Origin of the sequence: Yoonia litorea (genome assembly GCF_900114675.1) — a bacterium.
In the GTDB taxonomy this organism is placed as follows: domain Bacteria; phylum Pseudomonadota; class Alphaproteobacteria; order Rhodobacterales; family Rhodobacteraceae; genus Yoonia; species Yoonia litorea.
In genome coordinates this window covers 1,784,365-1,800,063 of sequence record NZ_FOZM01000001.1, presented here as the reverse complement: position 1 = coordinate 1,800,063, position 15,699 = coordinate 1,784,365, and the positions used below count along the sequence as shown (strand labels likewise).

Here is a 15,699-nt window from a genome sequence, read left to right as displayed (position 1 = left end):
CGGAACCTGACACACCGGAGACTGCAATGTCAGAAACGACTGATAGCCGCCGCGAGATGATTGCGCGTAAATTTATCGAGGCCATCCCCCATGCGGGCGAGCTTGGCATGAAATTGAGCGAAATAGCTGATGGGAAAGCGACCATCAGCATGGCCTATGACAAACGGCTCGTGGGAGACCCTGAAACCGGCGTCATACATGGTGGGGCCGTTTCCACGCTCATGGACACCTGTGCCGGTGCGGCGGTGATGGCGCATCCGTCTTCGCCTGTTGCGACAGCGACACTTGACCTGCGGATTGACTATATGCGGTCGGCAACGCCTGGTGAGACGATCACGGCAGTGGCGGAATGCTACCATGTGACCCGGTCGGTCGCATTTGTCCGCGCAACGGCCGTGGACGGAGACCCATCACGGCCGGTGGCAACAGCAACAGGGGCATTTGCCTTGGAAAGGGGCAAGCCATGATCCGCAAGCCTGAGCCAGTCCAGGTGGTCAAACAGCGCCGCGATGCAGCACTCCAGACGCTTATTGCGGGCGTACCGTATATCCAGTTCTTGGGCATTCAGGTGGATCGACGGGGCGATGAACTGACTGCCATCCTGCCTTACGCCGACAAGCTGATTGGCAATCCGATGCTACCTGCGCTTCATGGGGGTGTGACTGCGGCATTTCTTGAGGTGACGGCCATCGTTGAACTCAGCTGGGCGATGATCTGGGATGACCTTGAAGCCGGGCGTCTGGATGAAGCCGCGCCCAGTCTGTCGTTTCCAAAGACAATCGATTTCACAATTGATTACCTGCGGTCCGGTCTGCCGCGCGATGCCTACGCGCGGGCGCGCGTCAATCGCTCCGGTCGCCGGTTTGCGTCGGTCCACGTCGAGGCATGGCAGGACAACCGCAACCGTCTTATCGCGCAAGGAACAGGTCACTTCCTGATGCCAAGCCGCGATGGCTAACGTCCGTAATGTCACCCACCGGCGCGTATTGGGTATTGCGCTGCCGATTGTGCTGTCGAATGCGACCGTGCCAATTTTGGGGGTCGTGGATACAGGCGTTGTTGGTCAGCTTGGCGAAGCCGCACCAATCGGCGCCGTCGGTATCGGAGCAATCATCCTCTCTGCCGTCTATTGGATTTTTGGCTTCCTGCGGATGGGAACGACAGGTCTGACCAGTCAGGCAGTCGGCGCAGACGACACTGACGAAGTCCACGCGCTTTTGTCGCGTGCGTTGCTCATCGGCGTTACGGCGGGCCTTGTGATGATTTTGGGGCAGGCACTGATCTTCCAAGGTGCGTTCTGGTTGTCGCCTGCAAGCGCCGAAGTCGAAAGCCTCGCCCGCGACTATATGGAAATCCGGATCTGGTCGGCACCTGCGACCATCGCACTCTACGGCATCACCGGATGGCTGATCGCACAAGAACGGACAAAGACGGTTCTGGTGCTGCAGGTTGCGATGAACGGCGGAAACATCATTCTCAGCTATATGCTCGGCCTGCAAATGGGGTGGGGCATATCAGGCGTCGCCTGGGCCACCTTTATTGCTGAATGGGGTGGTCTGGCGCTGGGCCTTTGGTTTTGCAGGCATGTGTTTGCCGGCACAGCATGGCGGACGGCCGCGCGCATTTTCGATCTGGTCCGCCTGAAACATATGGCTGTCGTGAACTCCGATATCCTGATCAGGTCGGTCTTGCTGCAAGCGATCTTTGTGAGCTTTCTGTTCTTTGGCTCTGGCTTCGGCGACGTGCAACTGGCTGCAAACCAGATCCTGATGCAGTTTCTGCAGGTGACCGCCTATGCCCTCGATGGCTTTGCGTTTTCGGCAGAAGCGCTTGTCGGGAATGCGCTGGGTGCACGCGCACGGGCCACGCTTAGACGTTCGGCGCTGCTTGCAAGTTTTTGGGGCGGTGTGATCTGTGTGGGGCTTTCAATCTGCTTTGCGATTTTTGGTCCAATTGCGATCGATATCATGACAACTGCACCCGATGTGCGGGAGGCCAGTCGCACGTATCTGCCCTATATGGTCGCGGCCCCGATTGTCGGGATAGCTGCATGGATGTTGGACGGGATCTTTATCGGTGCGACGCGCACGAAAGATATGCGCAACATGATGATTGTCTCGGCAATCACTTATTTTGCGACTGTCGTTCCGCTCATGGCTGCCTTTGGCAACCATGGGCTTTGGCTGGGGCTGCTGTTGAACTTTATTGTAAGGGGGCTAACGCTGGCCTGGAAGTATCCGGCGCTTGAGGCCGAAGCGGATCGCCCCCGATCAGGTCCAGCGGCTGCGACCTGATCCGACAGCCTCAGCGACAGTTTCAAACCCGTCGCGCGCGAGAAGGGCATCGAGGCCGGTTGCAATTTCGGAGGCCAGAGAAACGCCGCCATAAACCAAGGCCGTGTAGAGTTGGACAGCCGACGCGCCAGCGCGGATTTTCTCATACGCCTGTGCGGCAGAACCGACACCGCCAACCCCGATGATCGGAAGGTCAGTCAAACCGGAAAGCTGTGCGAGGACCCGTGTTGATTTTTCAAACAGAGGCTGGCCGGAAAGCCCTCCGGCTTCTGCCTTGTCTCTCCCCTTCAAGCCGTCACGCGACAACGTTGTATTCGTCGCTATGATGCCTGCGACACCACTGTTGTCTGCAACTTCTGCCACGTCTTCCAACTCGCCCTGAGACAAATCTGGCGCAATCTTGAGGAACACCGGAACAGGCACCTGCAGCGCGTCTCGCGCGGACATAACACCTTCGAGCAATGCCGAGAGGGCTGCCTTGCCCTGCAGGTCACGTAGCTTTTCAGTGTTTGGCGACGAGACATTCACCGTCGCGAAATCGACGGCACCGCCACACCGCCCGAGGACTGTGGCGAAGTCAGCGGCTTTGTCGCGGCTATCCTTGTTGGCGCCAAGGTTCAGACCAATCACCGCTCCTTTCGGGCGATTGGCGAGGCGGCCAGCAATCGCCTTCATCCCGTCGTTGTTGAAGCCAAAACGATTGATCGCAGCCTGATCTTCTACAAGGCGAAAGAGCCGCGGTTTTGGATTGCCAGGCTGCGGTCGCGGGGTCGCTGCGCCGACTTCGAGAAAACCAAATCCGGTTTTTGCGAGAGCGTGAAGTGCCGTCGCATTTTTGTCAAAACCGGCAGCAAGCCCAACGGGATTAGAGAGGCGCAGGCCCGCAAAATCGGTTTTCAGGCGCGCCGAGGTCACAGGACCAGTCCGTGGTCCCAGTCCCATGTTCAATGCCTTAAGGGCCAACCCATGCGCGGTTTCCGGGTCGATCCTGCGCAGCGCCGAAAGGCCGATAGATTCGAGCGCTTTCATGCAAGCCCCGGAAACTGGTGTTTGCCATCCGTCAGCGGCAGGGCCTCAGACCAAACGACATCTGCGATGGTCATCTTGCGATAGAGATGCGGAAACAGGACACCTTCACGGGCGGGTTCCCATTTCAAAGGTGCCAGATTGTCGGCTTCGACTGCGATCAGCATGAGACCATCGACGCCGGCAAAATATTTTTCTGCGGTCTCGCGCACGGTTTCGGCTGTCGAAAAATGAATGTATCCATCAGCCAGATCGATCGGGGCGCCTGCGGTTTCGCCCTCAGCCTGCAGATGCGCCCATTCGTCAGCTCGGAATATCTTGTAAATCAGCATGGCCGCGTCATGGCGCGTGTCGTTTGGATCGTCAAGTATCGGCTGTCATTCGCCCAATTTCTCATCGGGCAGGGGGAGTGACGTCGGGGCAAAGCGGATTGGATTTGACTCTCTTTCTGGCCCTCGACAAGCTGCTGGTATTCCAACACTGGGGGATCAAATCCAAATGCTAACAAGAATTCTTACAACCACCTGCGGCGTTGCGCTGATGGCCAGCGCGGCTTCCGCCGATTACACGCTGCACATTATCCACACCAATGACCTGCACAGCCGGATCGAGCCAATCAACCGCTTCGATTCGACCTGTAGCGCCGAAGATAATGCCGAAGGAAAATGCTTCGGCGGCATTGCCCGTGTCATCACCAAGATCAACGAACTGCGTGAAGAACTCGCCGGAGAAAACGTCATCCTGCTTGATGCGGGCGACCAGTATCAGGGCAGCTTGATGTACACGACCTACAAAGGTGACGTCGAAGCTGAATTCATGGAACAGATCGGCTACGATGTCATGGCGGTCGGCAACCATGAATTCGACGACGGTGACGAAGGTTTGCGCAAGCTGACCGATAACGTCTCCTTCCCTGTGATTTCTGGCAACATTGATGTCTCGAGCTCGAACGTCTTGGCCGGTCAGGTCGAGAACCATGTCGTTCTGGAAGTTGGCGGCCAGCGGATCGGCATTATTTCGGCGCTGGCAGTGGACACACAAGAGACGTCGAGCCCATCCGACGCTGTGATCTTCACTAACGAGATTGAAAGCCTGCAGGCTGATGTCGCCGCTTTGCAGGAACAGGGCGTCGATAAGATCATCGCGCTGACCCACGTCGGTATGACGAAAGACATGGCAATCGCCGAAGCTGTCGATGGCGTTGATGCGGTCGTTGGCGGTCACTCTCACACGCTTTTCTCGAACACCGAGGAAGGGGCGATGGCCTATCCGACAATGGTCGACGGTGTGCCGGTCGTGCAGGCTTATGCCTACTCCAAGTATATCGGTCACCTGACGCTTGAGTTTGATGACGCAGGCAACGTGACGTCTGCAACCGGCGACACGATCCTGCTGGATGCGTCCGTCGCGGAAGATGAAGCAGCCGTTGCACGTGTTGCCGAGCTTGCCGGTCCAATCGAAGAGATGAAGACACGTGTTGTGGCTGATGCTGCCGAAGCGATCGAGGGCGACCGCTCTGTTTGCCGCGCGATGGAATGCCCGATGGGGAACCTTGTTGCAGACGCGATGCTGGCACGCGTGGCTGATCAGGGCATCCAGATTGCAATCCAGAACGGCGGTGGTCTGCGGGCTTCTATCGACGCTGGAGAGATCACAATGGGCGAAGTCCTGACCGTTCTGCCTTTCCAGAACACGCTGTCCACGTTTGAAGTGACCGGTGGCGATATCGTCGCAGCACTTGAAAACGGTGTCGGCCAGATCGAAGAAGGCGCAGGCCGCTTCCCTCAGGTTGCGGGGATGTCCTTTACGGTGGACGCTTCAGCACCGGCAGGTTCGCGGATCTCTGACGTCATGGTGGGTGGCGAAGCCATCAACCTTGCAGCCACATATGGTGTTGTCTCCAACAACTATGTGCGCAACGGCGGCGACGGTTATTCGATGTTTGAAGATGCCAATAACGCTTATGACTTCGGACCGGACCTTGCTGATGTGACAGCAGAGTATCTGGCTGAAAATGCGCCTTACCAGCCATACACAGATGGCCGCATCACAATGAAATAAGCCGAGAGGTTTATTGAGAAGAAGAACGCGCCGTAGTTTTCTGCGGCGCGTTTTTTATTTTGTCTCGACTGCCTGTTCGTCCAGATCGTCACTCAGGGTCGACCAGGTCGTATCGTGCGATGGATCAGGCGGCGTTTCACAAGCGCGGCGGTGGATGTTCACCTTGGCAATAAAGTTTGCCGAGATTGGCGCCGTGACAAAGAGAAAGGCCATAATCAGAAACTCGTGGATTGATGGTCGCCCGATATCGAACGAATGAATAACCGAGGCGACGAGCAGCATCCCGATCCCCAAGGTTCCTACCTTCGTCGGTGCGTGAAGACGCGTCATGGGGTCGTTGAACTTCAACAGTCCAATCGCGCCAACCAGCACGAAGCCTGATCCGATGATCAGCGAAAGCGAAGCAATATAGGTGCCGATAATCTGAGGGGTCATTCGATTACGTCTCCTCTCAAGATAAAGCGCGCCAAAGCGACCGTGGACACAAAGCCCAGCATCGCAATAAGTAGTGCGACTTCGAAGTAAATCTGAACGCCCTTATAGATACCGAGGGTGATGATCAGCCCAAGGGCGTTAATCACCATTGTATCCAACGCCAGCACGCGATCACCCGAGGTGGGCCCAAGCACAAGGCGCACCATCGACATGATCTGTCCGATCGCCAAAGACAGAAAGGTGATCGCAATCGCGATGTTGAGGAATTGAGTGGCCAGGATCATGCGAAAATCTCCAGTAACCGCGCTTCGTAGCGATTGATGATATCATCACGGATGCTGTCCGGGTCTTCTGTATGCAGCACATGCACGAGCAGGCATCGTCCCTGATCTGACAGGTCTGCTGACACTGTTCCCGGCGTCAGCGTGATGGTGCCAGCCAGCATCGTAATCGCTTCTGGCTGGCGCAGGCGCAAAGGCACGACAATCCAAGCTGGTTTGAGCTTGTTGGCCGGAACCGTCAGCACGATCCAAGCGACCTCAATGTTGGCGACGATGATGTCCCAGATCACCACGAAACTGTAGCTAACCATCCGCAAAGGATGGAAGCTTTTGGGTGTATCGGGCCACCAGACGGAGGTCATCCACGGGATCAAGATGCCAAGAATGAAACCAAAAACCAGCATTCCGGCAGAAAGCTCGTTTTGCAGCAGCACCCAGGTGATTGTCAGGATCAGCGTCAATAGCGGGTGGGGGATCAGCCAGTAGAATGCACGTTTCATCTAGTGATCCTCCTCTTTGGCGCCATCGCTGAGCTTGCCCGGCGTTTCCAGCACGGTGGTGATGTAGGGGGCAGGGTTGAACAGCTGTGCCGCGATCTGTGTCGTGTATCCGTGGATCGGACCCGCCAGAACTGTGTGCAGCGCAAGCAGGACAACAAGGCTGCCAACTGCGACATAGGACATCGTGGCAGGTTCGGTCGCTTGTGTTGGTACGTCAGGATCAGCGGGAGGCAGAGGAATTGCCTTTGCCTTCCAGAAGATCGTGCTGCCAGCGCGCGCAAAGCCAACGACACTGATCAGGCTTGTCACCAGCACGATAGCCCAGACCCAGATCATGGATTGCGTGGGGAAAGCCGCTTGCAGCACAAGCAACTTACCCAAGAAGCCTGACAGTGGCGGTAGTCCTGCCATCGCAATCGCGGCCAGAAAGAACAGCCCGGCGATCGGAATCGCGCCGTTGATGGGTGGTCGAGCCTCAAGAGCGAGATCGCTGCGGCTGGCTCTGACAAGATCAACAATCAAAAAGAGCGCGGCGGCAGCCAGTGTCGAATGAACGATGTAGTAGAGTGCTGCTGCAATGCCTTCTTGGCTGAACAGGCCCACGGCGACGACAACCATCCCCATTGATCCAATGATCGCAAAGGTGATGAGCCGATCAAACTGTTTTGCTGCCAATACGCCGACGGTCCCAACAATGAGGGTCAACAAAGCAACCGGAAGCAACCACACATCATGCAGACCGGAAGTGGCCTCCAGATCGGTGGGGAAGATCATCGTGTAAACCCGGATGATCGCATAAGCCCCGACCTTGGTCATGATTGCAAAAAGCGCGGCAACGGGGGCAGGGGCCTCGGCATAGCTGGACGGGAGCCAGAAATGCAATGGCACCAGTGCAGCCTTGATGGCAAAAACCAGCAAGAGCAGAACTGCCGCGATACGGATGCCAGCCGTCTCGTCTGGGCCAATCAATGTCACGCGTTCGGCCAGATCAGCCATATTGAGGGTGCCCGTCTCTGCGTAGAGCGCCCCGAGTGCGAAGAGAAACAGTGTCGAGCCGATCAGATTGAACAGCACATACTGCACGCCAGCCCGCAGTCGCTGCGTACCACCTGAGTGGATCATTAACCCGTATGAGGCAATCAACAGGACCTCGAAGAAAACAAAGAGATTGAAGAGGTCGCCGGTCAGAAATGCCCCGAGTATCCCCATCAATTGAAACTGGAACAGGGCATGGAAATGTCGCCCACGCTCGTCCCAGCGGGCGCTGATCGCATAGACCAAGACAAAGAGGGCCAGGACAGACGTCAGCAGGATCATCAGCGTCGAGAGCCTGTCTCCGACAAGGACGATCCCGAATGGCGCGGCCCAATCGCCAAGCTGATACAACAGAATTGTTCCGTCAGAGGTAGCCCAAGCGAGGCCCGCCGACAGCAGCACCAGCGTCAGGACGCCAGCAATCGAGAAAACGCGCTGGATCCCGATGTGGTAGCGCGCCGCCAGAACGATGAAAGGTGCCATCATTGCGGGCAACAGGATAGGAGCGATCAGCCAATGGGTCATTTCGCGCCCTCCTTCTCACCGTCATTTGAGGGCGTAACCTGATCATCCACGTGGTCATCGTCAGAGCCGAGGAATGCGCCAAGCCCGATCATGACGACAACCGCCGTCATCCCGAACGAGATCACGATTGCAGTGAGGACAAGTGCTTGCGGCAAGGGATCGGTGTAAAAGTCGATATCGTCTCGCAAGACAGGCGGTGCGCCGATCACAACGCGGCCCGTCGTAAAGAGAAAGACGTTCACTGCATAGGTCAGCAATGAGATTCCCAAAATGACAGGAAAGGTCCGCAGTCGCAGCAGCAAGTAGATACCTGCGGCTGTCAGCACACCGATGGCAGAGGCAATCAAGAATTCCATCTTACACGCCCTCCTGTGCTGATTGCGGTTCCGGATCATGCCGAGATGGGTCGATATCCATCGCGTAATCGCTCTCAGGTGAGTCCTTGCGCCGTGCCAAGCGAGAGAAGCTTTCAAGCGACAGCATCACCGCACCGACAACCGACAAGAACACGCCGACGTCAAACAAGGCCGCTGTCGCCAATTCAAACTCGTTGAAAGGCGGAATGCGCACGTAGGTGAAATCAGATGTCAGGAAGGGTTTGCTCACGAACCATGATCCGATCCCCGTCAGACCGGCGACCAGAACGCCTGCGCCGATTACGCCATGGTAAGGATACCTCAGGCGATCGGACGCCCAGGCAAAGCCGCTGGCCATATACTGCATCACGACCGCGATTGAGACGATGAGACCCGCAATAAAGCCGCCGCCAGGCTCATTGTGACCGGCAAGGAAGATGTAGAAACCAACCATCAATGCGACTGGCATCATACCTCGCGTCAGCACCACCATCATCATCGGGTGCACACCACCGGCCTGCGGGCGCTGTGGTTTGCGGTTGAGCAGGCGCGCCCGGATCGGTCCGCCCAAAAGTGCCTCTGTCAGTGCATAAATCAGAAGTGCTGCGATGCTGAGTACGATAATCTCGCCGAAGGTGTCGAAACCACGGAAGTCAACCAGGATGACATTGACGACGTTTGTCCCGCCGCCACCCTTGTAGGAGTTTGCTAGGTGGAAGTCGGAAATGGTCGGCGCGACCGGATCGCGGAGCATGAAATAGTAGGCCATGCCAAAGGCGGCCAAGCCACCCGCGATTGCAACAACCGTGTCCCGCATCCGGCGCAGCACCGTGCTTTCGACAGGTGTGCGCTCGGGCAGGAAGTTCAGGGCAAGCAACATCAGGATGATCGTCACTGCCTCGACGGTGAACTGCGTCATGGCAAGGTCAGGCGCACTCAGGAAGACAAAGCCGACGGAAACCATCAGCCCGACGATCCCCATGAGGATCAGCGACAAGAAGCGGTTGCGATGGAGGAAAACCATACCCAGCGTCGCTGCAACCAACATCGCCCAACCGGAAATCAGAACGGGATCTGTCGTCTGGTTGGGATAGTCTGCAAGGCTTGCCGTACCTGTGCGCCAGGCAAAATAACCCGCACCGACAATCCAGATTGTTGCGATAGCGGCATAGCGAGAGAATGCGCCATTGTGCAGGGGGAGGGTCAGCATTCGCGCCAGATCAACAACAGCGGCGATCAGCGCTTCGAAAATCGTTTTCGCTTCCGGGCGCGGGGTGGCGTCCCAAAGAGTCAAAGCCGGTCTGAAGAGCGCCAGTACCAACAGCCCACCGACCACAGCAATCATCGACATATAGAGTGCCGGCCCAAAGCCGTGCCAGATTTTCAGATGCGCATATGGCATCTCGGCCGCGCCACCGAGCACTGAGTAGGTGACCAGACGGACAAACGGCTCAACAAGGAATGGCGCAACACCGATGACGATCACCGGGATAATCAGGAGCGCGGGCGGCAACCACATGGCAGCATTCGGATCATGTGGCTTTGACGGATAGTCGTCGCGGACCGGCCCAAGGAAGGTGTGGCTAATCAAGCGGAAGCAGTAGGCGGCGGAAAACAGCGATCCGATCGTCGCAAGGACAGGCACAAGCAGTGGCAAATCGAAAAGCACTGTATGCGTCGCTTCTTCAAGCATCATTTCCTTGGAAAGGAAGCCGTTGAGGAAAGGAATGCCCGCCATCGATAGTGCTGCCAAGGTGACGATTGCGAAGGTTACAGGCATCAGTTTGCGCAAACCGCCCAACCGTCGGATGTCGCGGGTATGCGCTTCGTGGTCGACGATCCCTGCCGACATAAAGAGGGCAGCTTTGAATGTTGCGTGGTTGAGGATGTGAAAGACGGCGGCCATGGCACCAAAAGCGGTGCCTGTCCCCAAAAGCATCGTGATCAAGCCCAGATGGCTGACAGTTGAGAACGCGAGCAGAGCCTTCAGATCATGCTTGAAGACAGCGATCACGGCGCCCAGAACCATCGTGATCAGGCCAGCGGTTGTCACGATCACAAACCATTCCGGCGTGCCTGAGAGAACCGGCCACATGCGCGCCATCAGAAAGATGCCGGCCTTTACCATTGTGGCGGAGTGCAGGTAGGCCGACACCGGTGTGGGCGCTGCCATGGCATGAGGTAGCCAGAAATGGAATGGGAACTGCGCTGATTTTGTGAAGCATCCTAGCAGGATCAGGATCAGTGCCGGAAGGTAAAGCGGATCCGCCTGAATCAATTCGCGATTCTGCAAGATGACGCTGAGGTCATAGCTGCCAACGATGTTCCCAAGGATCAGCATCCCGCCGATCATTGCAAGGCCGCCCATCCCCGTGACGGTCAGCGCCATACGCGCACCCTGTCGCCCCTCGGGAAGATGCTTCCAATATCCGATAAGCAGGAATGACGATAGCGACGTCAGTTCCCAGAAAATCAACAAAAGCAATATGTTGTCGCTCAGAACGATCCCGACCATCGCACCTTGGAAGAGCAACAGGTAGGTCAGGAATTCGCCCATGTTGTCTTCGCGGCTGAGGTACTGACGGGCATAGGCAATAATCAAAAGGCCGATGCCAAGAATGAGCATGGCAAAAAAGAATCCAAGACCGTCAAGCATCAGTGTGAAGTTGAGACCCAGCAGCGGCATCCAATCGATCCGCGCCGTGACGACCTCACCTGCGATGATGGCCGGAAGGTTTGTGAGCAGACCGATAAAAGCGCTCAGTGTCACGGTGAACGTCACACCTGCGGTCGCAGATCGGCCTGCGGGATTCATCAAGCCGGGCAAAAGCGCCCCAAAGAACGGCAGGGCAACAATAATGAAGAGTGACACGCGATCCCCCGGCTAGCTACTTGCACAGGTCAGAGGGCATCGGGTGGCGAATCCGGCGTCCGGCCTGCGATTGCTCTGCTTGTAAAGCACAAAGCCCCCAAAAGGCCACATCTGAAAGCTATTTGCGAAGGGTCAGAAAGGTTTGCGCTAACAAATTGCTGGCAGATATTGATGTGGTTGCCATTGGCGCTTCCGCCGCCGCTGAAAGGCAGAATGTTGGCCCCAATCATCTATTGGATAAGGGCGGCTGAAAGTCGCATAAGAGTGGGCAACAGACGTTGTGACCCGCTTGACGTTACACAAACGCTGGCATACCAGAAGCGCAGAGCGCGGGCGTTGTGTAATGGTAAGACCCTTGCCTTCCAAGCAAGAGATACGGGTTCGATTCCCGTCGCCCGCTCCAATCCCATACATTTTCAAATAAGACAGATGCACACGCACTGCTTGTGAAACGCTCGGTTCAGTTTTATGTCGAACCAAAGCGACTAAGGACCACGCATGGCGGATACGCAGAAAACCCGACCCGAGGATCGCCCCGTCGGCAATAAGGTTGGCGCGCTGCGTGCGCTTTGGCCGTTCATCAAACCGTATAAGGCCAATCTTTTTGCAGCGGGTTTTGCGCTGGTCTTTACGGCGACCGTCGCTCTGACACTGCCAATTGCGGCGCGGCTGGTGGTGGACACTTTTGGTCTGAGCAGCGACCAGATGAGCGAATACTTCAACCTCATGATGGTTATCGCGATCCTTCTCGCGCTTGGGACGGCCGCGCGATACTATCTCGTGACACGGTTGGGTGAACGTGTCGTTGCTGATATCCGCAAGGCGGTATTCAATCGTATGATCTCGATGAGTCCGGCATTCTATGAACGGATCATGACCGGAGAGGTGCTCAGCCGGATCACGACAGACACGACATTGATCCTGTCGGTCATCGGCAGCTCCGCTTCGATTGCTCTGCGCAACATCCTGATATTCTTTGGCGGCGTCATCCTGATGCTGACGACCTCCGTCAAAATGAGCCTGATGGTGCTTTGGCCCATCCCTGTGGTCCTGTTCCCGATCCTGCTGCTGGGACGCCGGGTCAGAAGCCTTTCGAAGGAAAATCAGGACCTGATTGCTGAATCGAGCGGTGATGCCTCAGAGCAATTGCTCTCAGCACAAACTGTTCAGGCTTTCACACACGAAGAACTCAGCCGCGCGAAATTCGATGATGTCACCGAGCAAAGCTACCGCTCGGCCAGACGACGCATTCTGACCCGCGCGGCTTTGACAGCAATTGTTATCATGATGGTTTTTGCAGCCATCGTTCTGTTCCTGCAGATGGGCTCTGAAGACGTCAGTCAGGGCGAAATCACCGAAGGTGGTCTTGTCCAGTTCATGATCTACACGATTATGGTCGGCGGTGCGGTCGCTGCACTTTCCGAGGTCTGGGGCGAGTTGCAACGCGCCGCAGGCGCGACGGAGCGTCTTGTCGAATTGCTAACGGCGGAAGATTCGGTGCTGGACCCCGCGAACCCCCAAACATTATCACCGCCGGTGAAAGGCGAGCTTTCGTTCGAAGGATTGCATTTCCATTACCCCTCGCGCCCGGATATCTCGGCACTTGATGGTATCGATCTGCATATCACGGCAGGCGAGACAGTTGCGTTGGTCGGACCATCAGGCGCGGGCAAAACAACCATTATTCAGTTGGTCCAGCGGTTCTATGACCCGCAGGGCGGTGCGGTGAAACTTGATGGTGTCGATCTGCGTGATCTGGAGCGCCCTGCATTCCGCAAGCACATCGCACTCGTCCCGCAGGACCCTGTGATTTTCGCCGATACGGCACGCGAAAACATCCGGTTCGGTCGACCAGACGCCACGGACGCCGAGGTCGAGGAGGCAGCAAAGGCTGCTGCGGCCCATGAGTTCCTGATTGCATTGCCAGACGGCTACGACAGCTATGTCGGTGAGCGAGGCGTCATGCTTTCAGGCGGACAAAAACAGCGCATTGCGATTGCGCGGGCAATCCTGCGTGACGCGCCTGTGCTGCTTTTGGATGAGGCAACCAGCGCACTGGATGCCGAAAGCGAATATGCCGTACAACGCGCCGTCGAAGATCTGGCAAAGACCCGCACGACTTTGATTGTCGCCCACCGTCTTGCCACGGTGAAGAAGGCCGACCGGATCATTGTTCTGGAACACGGCAAAATTGTTGCTCAGGGCACGCATGATGCTCTGGTCGCACAAGGTGGACTTTACGCGCGCCTTGCGCGGCTACAATTCACCGAAGGCGTTGCCGCAGAGTAAGATTGCAATTTTTCGCAGCGTCAGACTTGTGGTTGACCCTGTTCTTGCCCCAACCTGCACCGAAAGGGGAGGCCGTGCGCTGCACGGACGATAAAGACAGGGAGAGACGCCATGGCATTTGCGACAATCGCAGACCGGAACGCCATCGAAAACGAAAAGCTTTGGGAAGACCGTAGCAAGCCAATAACAACATTCGGTTTGCTGACCCAGACGGCCGAAAAATTCGGCACACGCAAGGCCACCAGCTTTAGTCTGCTCTCCGATCCAAATGCGCCTTGTGAAACGCTTGATTGGAACACGTTGCGGGACAACTCTGCGCAGGCGGCCAACATGTTTCGCGATCTCGGCGTGGGCGAAGGCGATGTTGTCGCCTATCTCATGCCCAACGCGACCGAGACGATCCTGACCTATCTTGGCGGTCAGGTCGCTGGCATCGTCAATCCCATCAACCCTCTTCTGGAAGCAGAGCAGATCGCGGCAATCCTGCGCGAAACCAAAGCGAAAGTGCTGGTGACGCTCAAGGCTTTCCCGAAAACCGATGTTGCACAAAAGGCCGCAGAGGCTGTGCGCCTTGCCCCGAATGTGACCCACGTTCTGGAAGTTGATCTTCTGCGGTATCTTACCGGATTGAAAAAATTCATTGTCCCGCTGATCCGTCCCAAAAATCCGGTAGCGCATAAAGCGACGGTTCTGGATTTCAACGCAGAGCTGGCCAAGCAGCCCAAAACCCTCAAATTCGAAGACAGCAAGGCTGATCGCGTCGCTGCATATTTCCATACCGGCGGCACGACCGGAATGCCCAAGGTCGTTCAGCACAAATACTCAGGCATCATCTACAATGCCTGGTTAGGCGACAGATTGCTCTTTACCGAGAATGACGTGCAAATCTGTCCGCTGCCGCTCTTCCACGTGTTCGCGACAATCGTGTCTCTCGGGGCCTCGTTGGGGTCCGGTGCGCAGATCGTGTTTCCCACGCCACAAGGCTACCGCGGTGAAGGTGTCTTCGATAACTTCTGGAAGCTGGTCGAAAAGCATAAGGTGACCTTTATGATCACGGTGCCGACGGCGATGTCGGCGCTGATGCAGCGCAAGGTCGATGCGGACATCTCGACCCTTCGTCTGGCGTTCTGCGGTTCGGCACCCTTGCCGCTAGAACTGTACCGCCGGTTTGAAGAAGCTGCCGGCGTGACGATCTGTGAGGGCTATGGCCTGACCGAAGCGACTTGTCTTGTATCGATTAACCCGCCTGAAGGGGAAAAGCGTGTAGGCTCGATTGGTGTGCCGTTCCCATACACAGATGTGCGCATTATTTCACCAACGAGCGGGGAAGAACTCGGGGTTGATGAAATCGGTGAGATTTGCGTCAGCAACCCCGGCGTCGCCTATGGTGACACATACACCGAACCTGATAAAAATGCTGATCTGTACCGCGGAGGCGACAAGTCCAACACGCAGTATCTTCGCACCGGCGATCTGGGGCGCAAGGATGCCGATGGTTATCTATGGATCACGGGGCGGGCGAAAGACCTGATCATCCGTGGTGGCCATAATATCGACCCGGCCGAAATCGAGGAAGCCTTGGCAGGACATGATGCTGTTGCCTTTGCCGGTGCAATCGGCCAGCCCGACAAACACGCTGGCGAAGTCCCATGCGTCTACGTCGAATTGGTTGATGGCGCGGACGTGACCGAGCAAGACCTTATGGAATTTGCCAAGTCCCATATCCATGAACGTGCAGCCCATCCTAAGCATCTTGAGGTGCTGGACGAGCTACCGAAGACGGCTGTTGGAAAAATCTTCAAACCTGATCTTCGTAAACGCGCTATCACCCGGATCTTCGACGAAGCACTTGTAGATTTGTCTGCCGAGGTAAAGGAAGTGACCGAAGACAAGAAACGCGGGCTCGTTGCGCATATCCGGAAAACCGGCGACGCGACCGACGAAGAAATCGGCAATGCGTTGAATGCCTATACTGTTCCTTGGGAGGTCGCGAGCTAAGTTCCCTGACAACAAGATAAGGGAAGG

General features: G+C 56.6%; 14 protein-coding genes and 1 tRNA gene. 7 read left to right on the top strand and 8 right to left on the bottom strand.

The genetic code is table 11. The annotated features are described in order from the left end of the window. The first annotated feature begins 26 nt into the window (after window positions 1–26). The 3 genes from BM316_RS09230 to BM316_RS09220 are packed head-to-tail and all read left to right on the top strand — an operon-like array spanning window position 27 to window position 2,294. Window positions 27–467 (top strand): PaaI family thioesterase, encoded by a 441-nt coding sequence (locus BM316_RS09230; protein WP_090207819.1) that lies wholly within the window; start codon window positions 27–29, stop codon window positions 465–467. After that, window positions 464–958, top strand: coding sequence for a PaaI family thioesterase (locus tag BM316_RS09225; protein ID WP_090206785.1), 495 nt, complete (start codon window positions 464–466; stop codon window positions 956–958). Before BM316_RS09230 ends, BM316_RS09225 begins: the two co-directional genes overlap by 4 nt. Then, the gene (locus BM316_RS09220) at window positions 951–2,294 is read left to right on the top strand and encodes an MATE family efflux transporter (protein ID WP_090206782.1); all 1,344 of its coding nucleotides are present in this window, start codon (window positions 951–953) and stop codon (window positions 2,292–2,294) included. Before BM316_RS09225 ends, BM316_RS09220 begins: the two co-directional genes overlap by 8 nt. Here the strand turns inward: BM316_RS09220 and BM316_RS09215 are convergent. Both BM316_RS09215 and BM316_RS09210 read right to left on the bottom strand, forming a co-directional pair. After that, complete coding sequence (locus BM316_RS09215) at window positions 2,271–3,323, bottom strand: quinone-dependent dihydroorotate dehydrogenase (RefSeq protein ID WP_090206779.1); 1,053 nt, start codon at window positions 3,321–3,323, stop codon at window positions 2,271–2,273. The two genes, BM316_RS09220 and BM316_RS09215, sit on opposite strands and share 24 nt — an antisense overlap. Next, complete coding sequence (locus BM316_RS09210; protein WP_090206777.1) at window positions 3,320–3,652, bottom strand: DUF952 domain-containing protein; 333 nt, start codon at window positions 3,650–3,652, stop codon at window positions 3,320–3,322. The genes BM316_RS09215 and BM316_RS09210 overlap by 4 nt, the downstream gene beginning before the upstream one ends. Window positions 3,653–3,818: 166 nt before the next feature. Here BM316_RS09210 and BM316_RS09205 point away from each other — a divergent pair, with 166 nt between their 5' ends. Further along, a complete protein-coding gene (locus BM316_RS09205; RefSeq protein ID WP_090206774.1) occupies window positions 3,819–5,381 on the top strand; it encodes a bifunctional metallophosphatase/5'-nucleotidase in 1,563 nt (520 codons plus the stop codon). A gap of 54 nt (window positions 5,382–5,435) precedes the next feature. Here the strand turns inward: BM316_RS09205 and mnhG are convergent, their stop codons facing one another. Genes mnhG through BM316_RS09175 form a run of 6 tightly spaced genes read right to left on the bottom strand, consistent with a single transcriptional unit; the run spans window position 5,436 to window position 11,385 of the window. Further along, entirely contained in the window at window positions 5,436–5,816 is a 381-nt protein-coding gene (gene mnhG, locus BM316_RS09200; RefSeq protein WP_090206772.1) for a monovalent cation/H(+) antiporter subunit G, read from the bottom strand. Continuing rightward, window positions 5,813–6,100, bottom strand: a complete 288-nt coding sequence (locus BM316_RS09195; RefSeq protein WP_090206769.1) for a K+/H+ antiporter subunit F — start codon at window positions 6,098–6,100, stop codon at window positions 5,813–5,815. Before BM316_RS09195 ends, mnhG begins: the two co-directional genes overlap by 4 nt. Continuing rightward, on the bottom strand, window positions 6,097–6,597 hold the full coding sequence (locus tag BM316_RS09190) for a Na+/H+ antiporter subunit E (protein WP_090206767.1): 501 nt from the start codon (window positions 6,595–6,597) through the stop codon (window positions 6,097–6,099). The genes BM316_RS09195 and BM316_RS09190 overlap by 4 nt, the downstream gene beginning before the upstream one ends. Continuing rightward, a complete protein-coding gene (locus tag BM316_RS09185) occupies window positions 6,598–8,157 on the bottom strand; it encodes a monovalent cation/H+ antiporter subunit D (protein ID WP_090206764.1) in 1,560 nt (519 codons plus the stop codon). It lies immediately after the preceding gene. Then, entirely contained in the window at window positions 8,154–8,513 is a 360-nt protein-coding gene (locus BM316_RS09180; protein ID WP_090206761.1) for a Na+/H+ antiporter subunit C, read from the bottom strand. Before BM316_RS09180 ends, BM316_RS09185 begins: the two co-directional genes overlap by 4 nt. 1 nt (window position 8,514) lies before the next feature. Then, on the bottom strand, window positions 8,515–11,385 hold the full coding sequence (locus BM316_RS09175; protein ID WP_090206758.1) for a monovalent cation/H+ antiporter subunit A: 2,871 nt from the start codon (window positions 11,383–11,385) through the stop codon (window positions 8,515–8,517). Window positions 11,386–11,714: 329 nt separating this feature from the next. On the opposite strand from BM316_RS09175, the gene BM316_RS09170 reads away from it, so the two are divergent. From BM316_RS09170 to BM316_RS09160, 3 genes are all read left to right on the top strand, one after another. Continuing rightward, a tRNA-Gly gene (locus BM316_RS09170) sits at window positions 11,715–11,788 on the top strand. A gap of 95 nt (window positions 11,789–11,883) precedes the next feature. After that, on the top strand, window positions 11,884–13,674 hold the full coding sequence (locus BM316_RS09165) for an ABC transporter transmembrane domain-containing protein (RefSeq protein ID WP_090206755.1): 1,791 nt from the start codon (window positions 11,884–11,886) through the stop codon (window positions 13,672–13,674). Between the two features lie 111 nt (window positions 13,675–13,785). Further along, entirely contained in the window at window positions 13,786–15,672 is a 1,887-nt protein-coding gene (locus BM316_RS09160) for an acyl-CoA synthetase (RefSeq protein WP_090206749.1), read from the top strand. The last annotated feature ends 27 nt before the right edge of the window (window positions 15,673–15,699 follow it).